Below are 18,527 nucleotides of genomic sequence, written 5' to 3' on the forward strand. Positions count from 1 at the left end.
TCTTAAAAACATCAGCCGTTAGTAAAACTTGGTGCTAGCGGCTGATGGACTTGCTGATAAATCAATCACGCTTTCACCACTTCTAACACAATGTTAAAACGGCTACCTTTTCCCAGCTCCGACTCCACTGAAATCAATCCATTTAGGCTATCAACCATGGCTTTGGTTAACGACAGCCCCAGCCCATAGCCGTGGGTTAAGTTTCGGCTTTCGTCGACTCGGAATAAACGTTTAAAGATCAACTCGTGGAATTCCGGCTCAATGCCAATACCCGTGTCTACGATAGAAATTTGGTATTGGTGTGCCGAATTAATCATCGTAGAAAGGGTCACGGTTCCGCCTTCTGGCGTGTATTTCAAAGCATTATCCAACACGTTAACAATAATTTGCGTTAGCTTATTGGCATCGGCTTTCGCTAAATGGCTATCCGCCAATTCCAGATTCAACGTGATACCGTTTACCTCTGCGATGTCTTCATACCAACTTGCGACCGTTTTCACGATGGTATTGGGGTCGATGTTTTCCAACAGGGTTGGCTTTTTCCCCGTTAACTCGTCATTAAGCTTCATTAGTGCCGTGAGCAAGTTATTGGCTTGAGTTGAATTCTCTGCGCAATCGCTAAGGGCTTGGGTAAGCGTGGTATTTGACTGTATAAGGTGCTCTGGTGTTGGGGAAAGGTTAGGGAGAGACAGCGCCTTTTCTGCGGTTAAGTGAATGCGAGTCAGCGGCGTTCGTAAATCGTGTGCAATGGCGTCCAACGTTCTATCGAGTGTCGTAATGCAGGTTGTCAGCTTGCTCAACATGTTATGAACGCTGCTATAAAGCAAAGCAAAACCCCCACTCACGTTCCCTACTTGGGTTGTGGCGATGTCACTTAAATTGCCTTCATCTAAGCGTTGAATATCCTCCGCTAGATGGGATAACGGGCGCAGTGTTTTGGTTAACAACCTATGGACTAATAAGGCAGTAATCAAAGCCAACAGCACCACTGAAAGGCAGGTAATCAGCCAATTTTTAAACGCCGAGGCATAACGAGAATTCAAATCCACTATCAAACGAAAAACCTGTTTTTTGCCATTCAGTTGAATGGCAAGATGAGGCTGCGTGAGGAAATAGGCGAAATTCTGAGAATCCCAATCCATCACCGACTTTTCTAGCCCGTACATAGGGAATTCGTCCCCCGCTAGATAATTCAGCGCACCTTTCTCGTCAGACAAATACACAGCAATATGGTTTTCATACAATCGCTGCTGATTAGATTCGATAACATGCACCAATTTTTCGTCCGATTCGTAGGTAAGAATGCGTTGGTACTCCGTCGACAAGCTGTGCAGATATTTCTTTTCCTCTTGGTACGAGTCGAAGAAAAACACAATGCCGATCAACATTAAGATCACCACCAAACCTCCAAATAGCAGAGTCATAAACTGGGTAAACAGCTGCTTTTTGGCTTGTTGCAGCGCCAACTCAATGTTCTGCTTTGAGGACATACCCTACCCCTCGAATGGTATGAATAAGCGACTGATCAAAGCCTTTATCCAATTTGGCTCGCAAGCGGCAAACTAATACATCCACTACGTTGGTTTGAGGATCGAATTGATACCCCCAAACCGATTCCAAAATATTGGTTTTCGACAGCACCATATCAGGGTTCTGCAACAGCAAATACGCCAGCGCAAATTCCCGCTGGTTTAAGGCAATCGCTTTGCCACTGCGTGTTAAATCTCGCTTAAGAGGATCGAGCTCCACATCGCGGTATTTTAGAGTGTTGTTTTGGGTAGACGAGACCGACATTCGACGCAATAAGGTTTGGCAACGCACCAATAATTCGCTGAATGCAAACGGCTTAATTAAGTAATCGTCTGCCCCTGCTTTTAGCCCTTGCACTCGCTCTTCTACCGAATGTTTGGCGCTTAATATGATCACAGGCATCGCGTGCCCTTCACCACGAAGCTCAGATAAAATCTGAAAGCCATCCTTCCCGGGAAGCATAATGTCGAGAATCAGAATATCGAACGGTTCGCTTTTGGCAAGATGCGCACCATCTAGCCCATTAGCAGTGTGAGTAACGCTGTACCCTTCTTGCTCTAAACCTTGAACAACAAAATCAGCGATAAAGCTATCGTCTTCAATGAGTAACACTCTCACTCTGGCTTCCTTGTCATTAACCTACGGGAAAATTCTAACAGCTTTTTTGCGAATAATTTGAACATTACAAGTTTGTAATCTTGGTGAAAGCATTCTGTAATTCCGCTTCTTATAGGATGGGTTCGTCAAACAAAAACCGCCAATAATGAGGAAGAAAAAATGAACATCAAACACACTGCTCTAGCTGCTGCACTTACGTTAACTGGATTGATGAGCACCAATGCTTTCGCCGCAGAAAGTAAGACCGTGAACGTCGCTAACATTGCTTCACAAACCGCGTTTAAATTAGCGATGGAATCGGTACACCAATGCCATTCGCAAGGTTACCGAGTGAGTACCACGGTTGTGGATACCGCCGGACGAGTCGTGGCGCAGCTTCGCGCTGACAACGCAAGCACTCACACGCTAGAAAGCTCACGTAAGAAAGCGTTCACCGCTGTGAGCATGAAGCAACCAACAGCAAACCTAATGAAGACCATTTCAGAAAAACCGATTCTGCAACCATTGAAAGACATGGACGACAACCTACTGCTATTGGCGGGTGGTATTCCACTCAAAGTAAATAACCAAATCATCGGCGCAATCGGCGTGGGTGGTGCTCCGGGTGGCCACCTCGATGTTGCTTGTGCAGAAGCCGCGATTAAAAAAGTGCTCTAATACCCTGAGCCTAAAGGAATTGCTCTAACGAGCTGAGTTTAAGGAACATCAGTGGGAAATCTTGAGTGGGAGCTCTTGGTCTCCCATTTAAGATTCACAATGCTTTTCATATGCAATACATCGCATTATGGAATCAAATACGCATTTCATAAACATTACGAATGATATTCAACTCCATCCATTTTATCTTCAGGTCGCTTTTTAAGCACATAATGATAAAAGGATGCAAACACAATGAATAAAGGATATAAACTTTCAGCGCTCGCGATAGCCGTTACCGCGTGCAGCAGCTTTTCTGCCTTCGCTAACGTTGGTGAAGACCCTATCAACTCCCCTTTCATAAAAAATGTGAAAGGCACCATCGTTGAAGATCACTCTTCTCACCCCGTTCAGCGCAATGAGCTTTCACGCAATATGTTCAGCGACCCAGCCGCCCACCGCGGCGATTGGTTCAATGCTTCGCCAAACTCTTCTGTGATTCAAGGCTCTGGCGTCGATTTCGTTTACGACCACCTTATGCCACCGCTTCAGCCTCAACCTATCATTGTTGCGGTACTGGATTCGGGTGTGGATGTTGAACACGAAGACTTGAAAAATAAGCTGTGGACTAACGAAGATGAAATCCCAGACAACGGCATCGACGACGATGGCAATGGATACATCGATGATGTTCATGGCTGGAACTTCTTGGGGAACTCACTTGGCATCAACATGGATCACGACACCCTAGAAGTGACCCGTGAATACAAAAAGTACCTTCGCCTTAAAGAAGCAGGGTACTGGATCCCACCGAAAAAACGCGCCTACTACGAAGGCGTGGAAGCCGATTACTTAGAGTCGGTAACCTACTACCAAAACGCATTAGATGAAGTTAACCAAGCCATTGTTCAAGCAAATCAGTTCAAAGCCGATATTTTGGCTGTTGTCGCTCACACCGATTTCACGAAAGAAGGGCTTCAAGTACTGCTGACGCATTCCGACCCAGCAGTGGTTATTGCCGCGCAAGGCCTGCTTACTGTGTTTGAAAAGTGGCGCTCGTTTGACTACCTAGATTCGCGTTTAAGCCGCTATCAAGAATCCATTAACTACCACTACAACCTAGACTTTGATCCTCGTAGAGACATTGTGATGGACGACCCAAGAAACCCTTGGGAGAGAGGCTATGGTAACAACGATGTGAAAGGACCTGTCGGCAGACACGGTACACACGTCGCCGGTATTATTGCCGCAGAACGTGGAAATAATGTGGGTGTAGATGGCGTGGCGGATTACGCGCAAATCATGGCAGTACGCATGGTTCCAAATGGTGATGAGCGCGATAAAGACATTGCCAATGCGGTTCGTTATGCTGTCGATAACGGTGCGAAAATCATCAACATGAGCTTTGGTAAAAGCTACTCACCTCGCAAATACATTGTTGATAACGCCTTCCTTTACGCTGCCAGTAGAGGCGTGTTGATTGTTCACTCTGCGGGTAATAGCAGCACCGACAACGACATCAAGCCAAGCTATCCAAACCGATTCGCTAAATACTACGCTTCTTACCCTATCCCAACGTGGATGGATGTAGGCGCTTCGTCGAAATTGGCAGATGAAACCTTGGTTACTTACTTCAGTAGCTTCGGGCAGAAATCCGTTGATGTTTTTGCACCGGGTCACCGAGTGTTATCGACCACGCCAGACAACACTTACGCCGCTTACAGTGGCACAAGTATGGCTGCGCCGGTTGTTTCTGGTGTCGCGGCACTGATTTGGTCTCGTTACCCTGATTTATCAGCAAAAGAGCTAAAAAAGTTGCTGAAGGATTACTCAACAACGTACCCAGAGCTGCTGGTTAAGAAACCTTCTTCACCAGAAACGCTGGTTCCATTTAGCAGCCTGTCTAGTTCAGGTGGTGTAGTGAGCGCTGAAGCAGTCTTCGCTGAGTTGGATTAGTAGATATAGCTCAATGCTGAAAAACCATTCTTTTATGGATTGAAGCATTATTCGTTAAAACGCCCGATGTGCTGCATCGGGCGTTTTTTGTTTTCGAATGCACTCAAGCTTTCAGTTGGAGCCGACTATAATACACTTCCACTATCTTTAGTGATATTAAGCCCAAATTTATTCTGCTAGAAGAATGTCAATTAATGTTTATAACTTCCAACCTGTGATCTCCACTCCTTTTATTACAACAAACAAACTTCATACTATCGCAATCAGTTGAAATTCACTTTCAACCCAATCAATATAGCGTCATCGTAAATAAAGAAGATAATAAAAATATAACTACATAAATAAAACCAATTTAAAGTAATTAAAAACAATAAAATTATTTAACTAATATCTTCATAGGTTTTCTAAATCAATAAATAAACCTAAGTGTAATATTTACTAATAAATATTACTTAGTACCTACACGCCTTAATAAAAAATAAAAAGGAATAACTATGAAAAAAAATAGCATGCTGACTTACTTTGTTCCAATCGCTACTATTGCAGCGGTTTATTCTTCTCAAGCTCACGCAGTTTATAACGGGGTCGAAGTGGTACCTCAAGACGAAGCTTACATGGTTTACTTACTGGGTGCAGGAACGACGTGTAGTGGAGCACTCATTGCTCCAAACACTGTTCTAACCGCTGCACATTGCGCTTTCGACAATTTGAACGCTCATTTTCTATATTCCAAAAATAAAGATGGGACTGTAAATGGTGAAAGCAGAAAAGTAGTTAAAGCTCATTCAATTAACCACTTATACACTTTTGATGATCCTAGAAAGTACTACGACATCGCGATTTTAGAGCTTGAAAGCACACCTGACCACGTTGAGTTTCTTCCAGTTGCTTCAGGCAGTATTCCATTGGGTGCCGAAGTTTACCCACTCGGGTATTCTTCAGGTCAATTGAAAAAGATGCCTGTTCCTGCGAGAGTTGCGGCAAAAGAGAACTCTAAAGCTTATTACATCGAGGCGTATTTCTCCCAATGCCCTAACTCCCCTAATTATTCAAATACCTACTACAACCAACCAAGTGTGAAAGGAGACGAGGCTAGGTGCAGTTATTTGGAATATGCGTTCGAAAATAGAAGAGAACCTATAAGCCAAACACAATATACAATTAGTGTTGAAAACCCGTCTTTACCTCCTTCTCATCCAGATTACTCTTTAGATGAAAGTAGCGGTTTTGTCACTAAATATGGCAGCACGAGAGGTGATAGTGGAGGTCCGCTTATATTTGATGGCAAAATTTATGGGGTAGCAAGCTCCGTTACCAACATTTTCTCAGCACCACACAATGTAGCTACCTTCTATGAAGGTTTTGGCCGCGAAGGAGCCTACAATTGGATCGTTGAAACGGTGAAAGATATTCAGACACGAGTAACAGCAAACCGCTTATCTTCAGAAGAAAAACCGGAGTTTAGACCAATTATCTTCCCTGATTACTAAATCTTTAGCTTGCTGAATTGTAGAATGCCAGTCAATTAGTTGACTGGTATTATTGTTAAATTTCAATATCCTACCCAATCCCTAAAGATAAGTTACTCACTGCAAGAACCTAAAAATTCTTCTAACTTCGTATTTGAAAAAGGGAGTTCACTTAAATATTTAGAATTTAAGATAGAAAGCGTTGCAACGATTTGCTCGTCCGAGAAGCTATCAAAGTCAACGTTAGGGAAATCACCAAAGGATCCTTTTTTTATTTCGTTTCTGCACATTTCATCAATATTGATCATCTCGCTGATTTCATCTTTCAAATCTAACGCACTAAAGCAAGCATTTGTTCCGTCTACCTTAATGGTTTTAACGTAGTTAAGTGATACTTCTGCACCTGCCACTGCGAGATCAATATAGTGATCTTGCAATAACAAATGTGGGTTCCTTGTTAACGCTTTAGCAGATTTGTCGAAATTTAACCCCCAACCAAACTCCATTATACAGCGGTGCTCTTTTTTTAACTCCATGTATTTGTTCGTAGGGTTTAGTGAGTTTTTAAGCTCTTCCATTAGAGTCACGTAGTTATTAATGTCTCTTTTTGGTTCTTCTTTTTCACCAATGGAAAAATATATTGCAGCAGCAACTATTGCTAATACTATTATCGTTACGAGAAAATAAATAAAATAATCAAATTTGGTTTTCAAAATAAAGGCTCACATTACATAAATATTTAGGTGTTCATAGCCCTGGATGTTTTACGAACCCCGTTTCTCGCAGAAGAGTACGGGAAAATTTTCAGCGAACAATACTTTTTATCGATAAGTGAGATATTGAACTCTATACATATAAAAAGTTTCGATTTTCACTTTCTTTTAAAGCTCATTTTTGAAAAAACCACTAATTTATAGATGACTATATTTAAGCCTTGTTTTAAACAATTACCCCAGCAAAAAGCAACCTTTATTCAAAATCTGACTTTTCCACTTCTACAGCCATAAGCTTTAAAGATGTCATTAATCAATAATCTGGCAACATGCGAGCGCTTTATGGAAAAGCTTGGGATTTAACATCAAGCATTTCCGTTTTGAATACTTCGCTTGAGTAAAGGTAATTAGAAATTATGTATAAATTTGTTGTTTCCCTTCTCTCTTTCACGATCCTGAAAAATGCCAATGGACGTCTAAAGAAAACGTGTATCTGATTTCTCCAACGCTGGAAAACGAGATGCCCAATGCTGCCGACAGACTTTTTACCATGATGCTGGATGCGCAAACCAACGAGAAAAAGCTAACTGTATTTGTCGACGGTTGTGTAGACCAACAACCCAGAATTACAGGCTTAAAACTCAGTAAATAAGGCGTATTTAGCTCGCTGGATCAGCCATATAGGAAGGGCATAAGTAGCTTGAGTGCAGAATCACGCTTGATATCCATCTTTTAGTTTACCAATGATGAACTCTGCCCTTTCTAAAACAGAAACCTTAGGGACTTCAATTAAGTCATAGCCAAACCTTGTATACGCGTTCACCATCGCATGATAGGTAGCCACTGCTTCAATAAAGTCCTGTTTTCTCTCGGTATCATTTGCATAGATTTCTTCCCAAGGAGGAAAAATGAAAACTTGACGGCAATAATTTAGTTCACGACATTTGGATAATAAAAGTTCTGAAATGGGTATTTGTTCAAGCGCACTGTATCCATACGAATCAATGATACTCCGGTCGTATAGTGTAATTTCAGCATCGTTATAGCATTCATAATTATTGATTTCTTCAAGAACCATTTCATCTCGGAATGCTGTTTTATCAAGCCAAGGCAACGCTGTACCTTGTGATTTCATTTGGGCTTGGATAACTTTCCGTCCAACTTCCGGCGCACTTTGGTAACCCAACTGGCATAAAAGCTCGATAACTGAGGTCTTTCCAGCCCCCGGGCCACCTGTAAAGACAACTCGATTGTTCAAATAACACTCCATAGACTACTGACATTTCATACGTGACAGTTATTAGATTTAATATGGGTAAATCAATTAATTTTCAAAAATACGATACATCGCGGAAACTCCTAATGGCGTAATGTTTGACCCTACTGCTTACTCTCAGGGTAATGAATCACATTATGAAATACGGCATTTTCCTTCCCGATATTTTTGTAACCATGAATCTGGTTAGCATTGAAGCGAACGGCTTGTCCTGCCTTTAATGTATGCCATTCACCATCAAACAACACCGCTATTTCACCGGAAATACATAAAATGTGTTCGGTAACACCAAGGTTATGTGGGGGAGATTCGTGCTGATAATTGGGGACAAGAGTCAGTTCGAATATCTCAAATCCGAGCGCGGGCTCGAAAGGAAACAATAAGCTAACGAAAAAGCCAACGTTATATTCTTCACGCCTTAGTTCATTCGCATCCCTGAATAGGCTAGTAAGCTCACTGTTTGAACTGGTTGTGATAAAACTCGAAAATGACACCTCGAACCCTGACGCTATTTGCCATAGCTTTGCCACCGTAGGGCTTGATTCACCACGTTCTATTTGACCTAGCATCGCTTTACTGACACCCGTTTCTTTCGCGGCCCTATCTAAGCTCCAACCTTTGTCACTACGGAGACGCTTTAAGTTATCACCAACATTTATTTCTTTTTGCATATTTTCTCTACAAATAGCTTGTGCGTTATAACGCACAAGTGCTAGATTGAACCTATGGACGTTATAACGCACATAGGAAAAAATTAATATGGCTAAGCTAAAAATTTCCCACGTTAGTACCGGCTTTATTGCCGTTTTCATTGGTTATGCGAGTGCCGCAGCGATTATTTTCCAAGCGGCGATGAGTGCAGGTGCTACTGACGCGCAAGTAGCTTCATGGTTCTGGGCGCTGGGTATTGGTATGGGGGTAACCACAATCTTGCTCTCGTTTTACTACAAAAAACCTGTTGTTACCGCTTGGTCGACACCCGGAGCAGCGTTGTTAATTACATCTCTTGAAGGGTTAACGATGAATCAGGCAGCGGCTGTGTTTTTGTTTAGTTCGTTGTTGATTACGCTAGTTGGCTTAGCCGGAATATTTGAAAAGGTACTAAAACAGATCCCTACATCCATCGCCTCCGCTATGTTGGCGGGGATTTTATTACAATTCGGCTTGGGTTTATTTACGTCTTTGATGGAAGAAGTCCATATTGTTGCTGTTATGTTGGCGGTGTTTATTCTGGCCAAAGTTCGGCTCGGAAACTTGCTGATCCCTAGTATTTTTATCATCGCCCTAGTCATGTGTGTAGGTTTAAGCAAGCTCGATGTCAGTCAGGTAACGATAGGCTTAACCACGCCCGAATTCATTGCTCCAGAGTTTGAATTTTTCTCTTTGTTCAGTGTTGGGATACCACTGTTTATCGTCACCATGGCCTCGCAGAATTTACCAGGATTTGCAGTATTGAAAGCGAATGGCTACCAAGTCGATTCCTCAAAAGTCATCACAGTGACAGGTGTGGCTGGCCTATTGTCGGCTCCGTTTGGTGGTTTTGCTTTTAATCTTGCAGCCATCACAGGCGCTATTTGTATGGGGGCTAATGCAGATGAAAACCCGAAGACACGTTATATGGCTGGGGTTTCGACGGGGGTGTTTTACCTATTAGCAGGCATTATGGGGATGTCATTTTTTTCCCTGTTTAGCGCCGTACCCGAAGCAGTTGTTATTGCGGTTGCAGGTCTTGCAGTACTGCCGACGCTAATGAACTGCTTAGCGGTGTCGATGGCAGATAATCAATACCGAGAGCCAGCACTATTTACATTTTTATTCACCGCTTCAGGTATCGACTTATTGGGCATTGGCAGTGCTTTTTGGGGGCTATGTACTGGGCTGGGTTTCTACTGGTTTTACAACTATAAGGCTAGTGCGGGTCCAACAAATAGCCCTTCGTCGACTCGATAATCGCTGGAAGGGAAAGGAGAAATAGCGGGGACACTCACCTAAGAAAACCACCATTGAGAAAGAGCTTTAATGGTTTGAAATTGGATTGGCATAGGAGGCTGATGCCTCTGATTTTTAACTTGTTATTGGACAAAAACTTGTTGGCAAATTTATCAGTTTAGAAAATAATTAATTAGCCCTTGCATTGGAAAAATCAACTAGTAATTCTCTAAGCTAGTAACTGCTAACGACTCTAATATGCACTAATTCAGACCTGATCTTGCCTGATTTTTTGGTTGACTCCGCTACCATCAATCGAGAGTGGCAGCGGGATTAACTTGATGCTATTGAAAATCAGATTCAAGAACTTCACCAGTATCATCTACTTCATCTGTATGGATCGTTACTTCATGCTCTGTTTGACAATTATCACAGGTTACTATGCCTGTATATATATAGGACGTGGTGTGAGTACCGCTTTTACCGTTATTTTCACAGTTTAAAGACCTTAGATCTATATCGAGTTCCTGAGCGCATGTTTCATTTTCGCATTCCATTTCTTACTCCTCATGTAATTCAGTTCACGTATTTATTGGTTTAATCTTTCTCGAACGGTTTGAAACGTATCTTGCCCCTCTGAAAGTTCCAGCATTGCTTGCACACGATGTGATGCCATACTGGCTGCTTCAGCATACGAGCATCGATATCGTTCCTGTAAAACAAGTGCAGTTTCATTAACGACTTTTACTTCTCCATGCTCTTTAATGCTCATTTGGAAGTGATACAAGTCTTGAGCGCCGTTCAACCCTGCTCTAGCTGCGGTTGCAGCGTCAAATAAATCAGTGGAAAGCCTCGAAACAATGTCATTAAAACTTATCATGTGACCTCTCAGTTTATTGTCATAAGTGAATTTAAAAAACCTAATCGCAGTACCTTTCGTTTAGAAAGGCCTTACCTAGTTTTCCCTCATTTTCCCGTTCTCGAAACAACGGCAGAAACGCTAACAAACAATTTCATGTTATGAACGGAATCTGTAAGATTTTCTTAAGAGTCAAAGCTCTATCTTGTTGAACATAGTAATCTGTACTAATTTGGCTTAACATCTGAGTTATATTTTGATTTGTGTATTGCAATTTAAGGAAAAATGTGAATGGCAATAGTTGCATTAAAGCTAAGTGAGGCTGAAAATGTGTTGAGGAAATGGTTTGAAGCAGGGGTTGCCTATAACCTAATTTTTGGAAGTTTAGAAGCTCGAAAACAAGCGGGCGTAATTGATCTTAGTCGACTTTTTTCTAGCATCCCACTTACAGAGAGACCGAACTACTATGAGATCTTAAAAAAAGCATTTGATCCACGATATAACACGATATAACACGATGCAGGTAATTATGAGTCATCTAGATCCTACTTTGCCTTTTAGCGGCAAGTTACAAGCATGTGTATATATTCTCGGTGAAAATTATCCCCAAATGTCATTTCAGTTATTTAATATGGCAGCAACCTCTACTTCTTTAGACCCAAAAGAAATTGTTCGCGCTTACTATCTAATTCGCGCGAAATTAGATCGCACTCATGATCGGGAACAAGTAATTGAAATTAAGGATAAAACTCTAGTTGCACTATCTAAACTCGTGGATCAACAACAGCTAACGTCAAGTTTAGTACATGTCGAATATGGACCGTCCCAAGATAGCTTAACTCCGTTTATAATTCATTCTTATGATTTATTTACTCATCAGGGACACAGTAAAACCAATAATGAAAGGTTTAACCTTGGAAAAATACATGAGCACTATATAGAGATAGCCCGCAAACATGCTTTGGGGCAAGACCCTTTAGAAGAAGTGCCGCATCCATTATTGGCTGGTAAAAAATATACTCAGTGGGCACCAATACTACACGCATTGTGTCGCCATTACGAAAGTAGTACTTCGGTAGAGTATTACCGAACTTACAGCGGCAGCATACCGATAAAATATGATCACGAATTGGACAGTAGAAATGTCACCCCTCAGTTTGATAGATTGCGTAAGCGAGAGCTATCACTAAGGCGTTTTTTAAAGCCCCACCCAGACGATTTCGCCCAAAGGCTACAAGACCCACTAGAGCAAATTGATCCAACACTAGTACGGAAAATAGTGTTGTGTAACATGATCATGTTTTATTTTGCGATCATGAATAATGCTCCTTGGTACATACAAGTACGAGAGTGCGTAGCTAAGCTGAAAAAGCGTTACCCGCAAGACTTTCTAACCAAATTGATCTGTTTTCCTGAGAGGGAAGATGTCACTGATGAACCTTTACTTGATGATTTCAAAGAGTTATTTGATTGCAATCCAGTCGGCCTCTTTCCTTGGATGTTTTGGGGATGTTTACCTGAACCGATTGGTTTAATGGAGCATTACTTTGGAGACAAAAACAACACGAGTACCGAACATATAGCTCAAAGGAACATGTCCTTTAAAAAATTAGGGCTTGCACAGTCCGTACTATTGATTCCTAAATATCTTAATGAGTTTGATAGTTCACAATGGCTGAAGGAGCCGATAATGGTTCAATACCCTTCAGACCGTACGAAGTTTTGTGTTTTCTATACACCAGAAAACCTATCGAAAGAAAAGGGGTTATATTTGGCGGGATTGCTATGTAAAGGTCAGTACATTGAGGAGGCCTTGAAAGAAAACCTCAATATGGAGGTTGAGGAACTTGAAGGTTTACTACTCGGCATTTGTTACCTATGGCATAACACCATTATTAGAAAAATATCATTGAGTAAATTTTTAGATATGCTGCAGAGTAGCGTAGGTAGTGAAATTAGCGAACGAACTTTAAGAAAAAGAGTAGACAAAGCTAAATACTGGCTTGAACAATGGCCGAAAGTTGCTCCGTTACACGAAAATAAATAGTAATAGAATATAGCATTAAGAGAACACTGATGAGTAAAAGTACTTATACATAAAGGTGGTGCTCTCCTAATCCAGTAGACATTACACAGATAAGAAAAAGTAGGTCAAATCACCCCCATTGCGATTTGAGAGGTTGAGCGACTCAGGCAAGGAATGGGGCAATTCTGAGTTAGTGACTTTGCTACTGCCGTACACCTAAGGAAGCGTCCGCTCCCTTAGGTGTCATTGATGCTATCCTTTAAAAGGTACAGTATAGTGTTCAACTATATCCTGACCTCGAAGCTTGTAGGTTGCCAACTTTTCACGTATTGCATCAACATTATTAATCTCGTTATGAGTAGAGATAGATTCAAAGAAGCTGAGAGCGTTGTTACGAAGTTCTTGTAACTTTTGGTCATTGACAATACGGATAGTCGGCTTAGGTGAAGATGCGTATTCAAACTGCACCGAAGGGTGAACCATTATCGGTGTATGCTGACTCGTAAAATCATACTGGTTTTCAAACCATGTGGAAGAACCATTTAATTGATTACAGTAGCTTTTGTTTATTGTGTCAGAGGTAGCTTCATTTTTACACTCAATAACCAAATACTGCTGATTCCCAATAGACCAGAGGTTATCTGGTCCTTTGTTATAAGCAAGTTCTGGGCGTTGACTATTGAAGCCTAACATTTTGGCTAGGTTATCCATTGCAGCTTCAAACTTATTCGCCGACTTAGGTTTGAAATACAAGTCGTCGATAACAGCATTTGCAGCTATAATCATTTTGTTTTTTATCAAGAACTTACTACTTAAATAGCTTGAGCACTGCTCTGCTTGTTCTTGAGTTAAACCATTGACTTTAGTGTAGCTAAGTCCAGATAATGGCTTTAAAAGCCTTTGGTTATAGGTGTTTGCATTAAGCAGTATCAACTGAGCCTGACTTTCATCATTGATGTTCGTATATTCAGCTAATACTTGCTTTAGGTATCCTTTTAAAGCGTTATCGTCGCAAGTATTCGCTGTAGCTTCAATTATGCGACATGCGCCATTAACATCACCACGAATCGCTGATAAGTAGGCATCATAAAGCGAAAGCTTAATTGGTTTACTTTCGGTTCGTTCTTCATAAGTCAACTGAGCGAGTTGCCCTTTACTAAACCCTACCCACTGCGCATCTTGAAGTAAACAGTAGTCCATTAACTTTTCCAACTCTGAAGCAGGTTTATCTGCGACCTGCGCTGCAACACTTTCCGAGATGTTCATCTGTGCACGAGTAGCTGGTGAGAAGTTTTCGATAGCATTATCTGTATAGATGGTGCTTGTCAGTCCCTTGCCAGTTAGTAAAACCACACAATAGTCATCGCTTGAACGGACCCCGCGCCCCATACCTTGTTCGATACGTTGAATCTTCTCAACATTGTCATAGTTACTAGACATGAGTGAAGACTGCTTCACTCTATCGATCAAATTTCTAGCATCAGGTAAACCGTCTATAACTAAGAGCCTACAGGCCGTTTGAGGTAGGTCAATGCCATCATAACGGTTATTTAGAACCACTAAGCCAACGTGTTGAGCTTTCAATCTAGCAACCCCTTCACTAATATTGCTTGAACTCAATGTCAAATCAGCAACACCTTCCCATTGTTTAGCGCGATATGTAGACGGGGCAATAACTACCACATTGTGTTTTTTAGACACGCTTTTGCATAGTTGTTGTATATCTTCGTCTGTTATTTGAGGGTTAATAACTTGAGGCAGCAAGATCATGCGGTCACCGACATCTCCGGCACTATCAGGAGTTATCGGATTGGATAGTTCATTAGGTCTCACTCCGAAATGAGTAGAAAGAATACTATCGTCTGCAAGCGTTGCAGTCATAAAGATCTTACGTGTTGCTTGTCCCAATGCTGGTATTACAGAAATAGGGATGAAATGAGGAGAAATCTCGACCTTATCTGCACTAAACACGCAGTTTGCTAACTGGAGGTGGTTCTTAAGCAGCGGGTATGAAAACTCGATGACACGTTCATTTTTGTATTTTACAAGTGATTGTGTAACTACTGCCTGTTGCTTTTGCCAGCTCCAGAAAGGTACTTGCAAGAAAGCACTTGGGTCACCGCTTAAGATCTCATGATATTTAGCATAATTCTGCCTTTCCAGAACGCTGTCAAATGTAGAGCGTAGTTCGTTGTATAAAGGAGAAGTACTGGGGATCTCCATTGTAAATTGCTGGTCAACAGTATCTAAGCATGCATGAGCATCATCAATAATGATACTTCCAATTGGCACTTTAATGCCTTCATCATCAACACCAAAAACAGAACGACCATTCACAAGCTTATGAATATTAATCACAAGTATACTATTACCTGATAGATATCTCGGGTCATGCGGATTTTTCGTCGTATCAATGCCAAGTTCTTTGGCTTCCGATACTACTTGATCTACAAGATAGTTATCAGGTACGACATAGACCGCAGGTCCTTTCTTTTCATTCAAACAACTTTTTAACACAAGTAGACCTACTGACGTTTTACCACCGCCAGTATTCATCTTGATCACTAAGTTGTTAGTATCCCTTCTGTCATACCACTTCGTCCAAACTTGACTTTGAACATCACGTGGGTACTGAAACTTTCCGCTAACTTTGGGCAAAGCCTGAAAGATCTCTCGTGGATTGAAAGAGCTATCAACAGGGTTCGTGCCGCCTAACTGACTAAAATCTAACATTTATTTACCTTACTGCACGCTAGTGTTTAACCAACTATATTCATATAAGAGTGACAGTACAACGATCAGTTTCACAGCCATTCCAAATGTTTTTGAAGTAAAAGCTGATTACGGCAATGCATCGCCGTCAAATGACTAGAGATCACACAACCCATATATGGTTGATCAAGTGTGTATAAATTCATTACCAAAATTAGAGTAATTAGACACTCAAGCAGGACTAATAAAAGAGACCCTAAATCATTTCGGGGCAGAACTGAGCTAGCCAATACAGCTAGCTCAATGTTAAACACTTATGAGCTATCTTTTATATAAATCAGTATTTCTCAGATTACCTTGGCTATTACAAACCCTAGTCAGTTTGCCAAATCCACTATGCCACTAGACATGCACAAAATACTTCAATATGAAGATCTATCTAGCCTTCTTCCCCTCTACCAACCATAGCCAAATATTATCATTTAAATAAAAAATGATAATTTTCACCAATTCGCTCATCCTCATATACTCCCTTCTGTCGAAATAGAGCCGCAAAATTAACGGTACTGGGAGCAAATTATGAAAATGAATCACGTTGGAATCATGGTTGGTGATATGGACAAAGCGGTTGAGTTTTATACTAAAGCGCTAGGCCTTCGTATTGTAATGAACAACACTAAAGTGATTGAAGAACGAGAATCTGCAATTGGTCGTATGTGTATTGCGGTATTCGGTGAAGGTTTTAAAGGCTTTAACATCGCTCACCTAGTAACAACAGATGGTATCGGTGTTGAACTGTTTGAGATGAAAGATCGTCAAGAACGTCATGAAGTAGACTTCTCTCGTCTAGGTATCTTCCACTTCTGCTTGCAGCTACCTAAAGAGCAGTTTGATACTGCAATCAAGCGTGTTGAAGAGTATGGCGGAAAAGTTCGTATGGACATCATGCGTTACCACCCAGAAGACGACCTAAAGCAGGCACAAATGGTTTATCTGGAAGACCCGTTTGGCAACCTGTTCGAGTTCTACTCACACTCTTACGAAGACACTTACGCCTCAGACTATGAATAAGTAAACACGTAAAGCAAAAGGTTGGCTGTTATGCCAACCTTTTTGTGCTCATTCCTAGGTAAGATCTAGCCGAAGCCATTACATATAAGGGCATAACGCAAATATCTTCTGAATAGTGGTTCTTAACTCACTTCACCCATATCAAAAGAGTTCTCAATAACTTTAATGACTTGTTCATAACGCTTAGCAAGTGGTGAATTCAGTTTGCTAACCAAGTACACAGGCTCTTGCCTCTCTGCGGTAATATTGAATATTTTCAGCTGCTCTTTGGCAGTAAACAAGTCGACACACCATCGAGGAACCACTGTAAAACCAATGCCCTTCGCTATAGGGACTAATATTTGATGCACTTGGTTAATGTAGCTTTGTGTAGAAACCTCATCCAAATCGACCAAACGAAGCAAATCGTTGTTGGCTTGATTAACATAAGTTTGGAAATAGTGAGCCAGATCTGGGTGACGGACTACACCCAACTCCATTAATAATTCATTGATAGGCAAGCTTTCGTCTGCGGAAAGCGGTAGCACAAGAGCAAGACACTCCGCACCAATAACACGGCTCGAAAAGTATTTGGGATTGGGTTCTTTTGTTACTAGGCCTATATCCAATTTTCCCTGCAGTATCTGCTCAAAGATACGTTGGTTTGGTGTGGCTTCTAACTCAATGGATAAGTCTGGATAACTTGCTTGCAAGGAAAGTAAATCTGAATAGATCAACCAAGCGAAAGTGCCCGAACAGCCAATGGTACAGCGGCCTCGGAAAGGTTCGTCGTGTGCCAGATTCTGTAATAAATCAAACTCTTCTTCAAAGTGTTTGACGGCATAGTCGTAAACTTTACGCCCATAGATGGTTAACTCAAACTTCTTGTTAAATCTCTTTATTAGGGGGTAACCGCATGCAGCTTCTAGTTTATTGATGTGCTGGCTTACCCCAGGTTGCGTCATGTGGAGCAACTCGGCTGTTTTGGTGAAATGTCCGACATCGACCAGTGTTTTAAAAGTGTTAAGCCAAATAGGATTGAGCATGGTTAGAAACCAATAGTTATTAATAAATACGTTTTCAATAAATACTGATTATATCGAAAGCCACCTTTTGTGTCCCTATCGTTCAGAGAGAACGACAGCTCGGGTATACCGCTAGGCTCTATATCAATATTCGTCATATAAAGCCTTAGATTCCACTTCAAACTCCATTCACTTTCTTTGATAACCGGATTCGCGCTTTTTCTGTATATCGTAACTGATTAGCTTATCCACGTTCTTTAGTTGGACCCCAACCTTGTTAAACGCCTTCTGGATAGCTGTTGAAACATGAAGCTGCCCCTCCCCCATCAAAAAGTTTGCTCTATCTTGAATAGTGTCGAATACGCAGACGATTTTTAAGCTCTGTGGAAAAGAAGAGTATTTGACCGTATGAGTCACCCAAAGAAAACCGTCATAGCCTTTTAACGTATCTTCACAAACTTCGGTTAACACCTCTCTAATTTGGTTTTCGATCTTCTTATCTGATTTACGCATAAAGCAAACTTCCTATTTAACATCTTTACAAAAGTTTTGGTCAACATTGTCTTAAACAGTATCGGGCACTGTGGTCATTTCAAATGCAGAGCAGTGATAGTAACACTTGAAATCTTACCGTGTGATATTGGTAATAGATGAGTAAGCCAAACAAGAGAATTTGAGATTGGAGTCTGCCGTTTTTTAGCTCATAAAGGGGCACTTTCGAATTCAAA

At 41.3% G+C, this 18,527-nt stretch carries 17 protein-coding genes; 8 read left to right on the forward strand and 9 right to left on the reverse strand.

The window, feature by feature from the left end; genetic code table 11:
- Window positions 1-65: 65 nt before the first annotated feature.
- Together VPNCDNU1_RS15615 and VPNCDNU1_RS15620 are read right to left on the reverse strand one after the other, a co-directional pair.
- Complete coding sequence (locus tag VPNCDNU1_RS15615) at window positions 66-1,490, reverse strand: sensor histidine kinase (protein ID WP_104401179.1); 1,425 nt, start codon at window positions 1,488-1,490, stop codon at window positions 66-68.
- Window positions 1,468-2,148, reverse strand: a complete 681-nt coding sequence (locus VPNCDNU1_RS15620) for a response regulator (RefSeq protein ID WP_104401180.1) — start codon at window positions 2,146-2,148, stop codon at window positions 1,468-1,470. Before VPNCDNU1_RS15620 ends, VPNCDNU1_RS15615 begins: the two co-directional genes overlap by 23 nt.
- A 159-nt stretch (window positions 2,149-2,307) precedes the next feature.
- On the opposite strand from VPNCDNU1_RS15620, the gene VPNCDNU1_RS15625 reads away from it, so the two are divergent.
- The 3 genes from VPNCDNU1_RS15625 (at window position 2,308) to VPNCDNU1_RS15635 (ending at window position 6,230) form a co-directional block, all read left to right on the forward strand.
- Window positions 2,308-2,805: a GlcG/HbpS family heme-binding protein gene (locus tag VPNCDNU1_RS15625; RefSeq protein WP_104401181.1), complete on the forward strand. Its 498-nt coding sequence runs from the start codon at window positions 2,308-2,310 to the stop codon at window positions 2,803-2,805.
- Window positions 2,806-3,039: 234 nt separating this feature from the next.
- Window positions 3,040-4,740, forward strand: coding sequence for a S8 family peptidase (locus VPNCDNU1_RS15630; RefSeq protein ID WP_104401182.1), 1,701 nt, complete (start codon window positions 3,040-3,042; stop codon window positions 4,738-4,740).
- Between the two features lie 494 nt (window positions 4,741-5,234).
- Window positions 5,235-6,230, forward strand: coding sequence for a trypsin-like serine protease (locus tag VPNCDNU1_RS15635; protein ID WP_104401183.1), 996 nt, complete (start codon window positions 5,235-5,237; stop codon window positions 6,228-6,230).
- A gap of 92 nt (window positions 6,231-6,322) precedes the next feature.
- Here VPNCDNU1_RS15635 and VPNCDNU1_RS15640 read toward each other — a convergent pair whose 3' ends face one another.
- Complete coding sequence (locus tag VPNCDNU1_RS15640) at window positions 6,323-6,922, reverse strand: hypothetical protein (protein WP_104401184.1); 600 nt, start codon at window positions 6,920-6,922, stop codon at window positions 6,323-6,325.
- Between the two features lie 487 nt (window positions 6,923-7,409).
- Here VPNCDNU1_RS15640 and VPNCDNU1_RS28840 point away from each other — a divergent pair, with 487 nt between their 5' ends.
- Entirely contained in the window at window positions 7,410-7,574 is a 165-nt protein-coding gene (locus VPNCDNU1_RS28840; protein ID WP_167404811.1) for a hypothetical protein, read from the forward strand.
- A gap of 60 nt (window positions 7,575-7,634) precedes the next feature.
- On the opposite strand, the gene VPNCDNU1_RS15645 is transcribed toward VPNCDNU1_RS28840, so the two are convergent.
- Together VPNCDNU1_RS15645 and VPNCDNU1_RS15650 are read right to left on the reverse strand one after the other, a co-directional pair.
- The gene (locus VPNCDNU1_RS15645) at window positions 7,635-8,180 is read right to left on the reverse strand and encodes an AAA family ATPase (RefSeq protein WP_104401185.1); all 546 of its coding nucleotides are present in this window, start codon (window positions 8,178-8,180) and stop codon (window positions 7,635-7,637) included.
- 122 nt (window positions 8,181-8,302) lie between these two features.
- Complete coding sequence (locus VPNCDNU1_RS15650; protein ID WP_104401186.1) at window positions 8,303-8,869, reverse strand: helix-turn-helix domain-containing protein; 567 nt, start codon at window positions 8,867-8,869, stop codon at window positions 8,303-8,305.
- Window positions 8,870-8,957: 88 nt separating this feature from the next.
- Here VPNCDNU1_RS15650 and VPNCDNU1_RS15655 point away from each other — a divergent pair, with 88 nt between their 5' ends.
- The gene (locus VPNCDNU1_RS15655) at window positions 8,958-10,148 is read left to right on the forward strand and encodes a benzoate/H(+) symporter BenE family transporter (protein WP_104401187.1); all 1,191 of its coding nucleotides are present in this window, start codon (window positions 8,958-8,960) and stop codon (window positions 10,146-10,148) included.
- A 568-nt stretch (window positions 10,149-10,716) separates the two neighbouring features.
- Here VPNCDNU1_RS15655 and VPNCDNU1_RS15665 read toward each other — a convergent pair.
- Window positions 10,717-11,007 carry a hypothetical protein gene (locus VPNCDNU1_RS15665; RefSeq protein WP_104401189.1) on the reverse strand — a complete coding sequence of 97 codons (291 nt, stop codon included), beginning with the start codon at window positions 11,005-11,007 and terminating at the stop codon, window positions 10,717-10,719.
- Window positions 11,008-11,277: 270 nt separating this feature from the next.
- Here VPNCDNU1_RS15665 and VPNCDNU1_RS29010 point away from each other — a divergent pair, with 270 nt between their 5' ends.
- Window positions 11,278-11,499 (forward strand): hypothetical protein, encoded by a 222-nt coding sequence (locus VPNCDNU1_RS29010; protein WP_201797131.1) that lies wholly within the window; start codon window positions 11,278-11,280, stop codon window positions 11,497-11,499.
- A 16-nt stretch (window positions 11,500-11,515) separates the two neighbouring features.
- A complete protein-coding gene (locus VPNCDNU1_RS15670; protein ID WP_201797132.1) occupies window positions 11,516-13,033 on the forward strand; it encodes a hypothetical protein in 1,518 nt (505 codons plus the stop codon).
- A gap of 231 nt (window positions 13,034-13,264) precedes the next feature.
- On the opposite strand, the gene VPNCDNU1_RS15675 is transcribed toward VPNCDNU1_RS15670, so the two are convergent.
- Complete coding sequence (locus VPNCDNU1_RS15675) at window positions 13,265-15,745, reverse strand: DEAD/DEAH box helicase family protein (RefSeq protein ID WP_104401190.1); 2,481 nt, start codon at window positions 15,743-15,745, stop codon at window positions 13,265-13,267.
- Between the two features lie 558 nt (window positions 15,746-16,303).
- Between VPNCDNU1_RS15675 and VPNCDNU1_RS15680 the strand changes: the two genes are divergently transcribed.
- Window positions 16,304-16,795, forward strand: a complete 492-nt coding sequence (locus VPNCDNU1_RS15680) for a VOC family protein (RefSeq protein ID WP_104401191.1) — start codon at window positions 16,304-16,306, stop codon at window positions 16,793-16,795.
- Between the two features lie 122 nt (window positions 16,796-16,917).
- On the opposite strand, the gene VPNCDNU1_RS15685 is transcribed toward VPNCDNU1_RS15680, so the two are convergent.
- Together VPNCDNU1_RS15685 and VPNCDNU1_RS15690 are read right to left on the reverse strand one after the other, a co-directional pair.
- The gene (locus VPNCDNU1_RS15685; protein ID WP_104401192.1) at window positions 16,918-17,820 is read right to left on the reverse strand and encodes a LysR family transcriptional regulator; all 903 of its coding nucleotides are present in this window, start codon (window positions 17,818-17,820) and stop codon (window positions 16,918-16,920) included.
- Between the two features lie 168 nt (window positions 17,821-17,988).
- Complete coding sequence (locus VPNCDNU1_RS15690) at window positions 17,989-18,312, reverse strand: Fis family transcriptional regulator (RefSeq protein ID WP_104401193.1); 324 nt, start codon at window positions 18,310-18,312, stop codon at window positions 17,989-17,991.
- Between the last annotated feature and the right edge of the window lie 215 nt (window positions 18,313-18,527).

It is taken from the genome of Vibrio penaeicida (assembly GCF_002933855.1).
Taxonomy (GTDB): domain Bacteria; phylum Pseudomonadota; class Gammaproteobacteria; order Enterobacterales; family Vibrionaceae; genus Vibrio; species Vibrio penaeicida_A.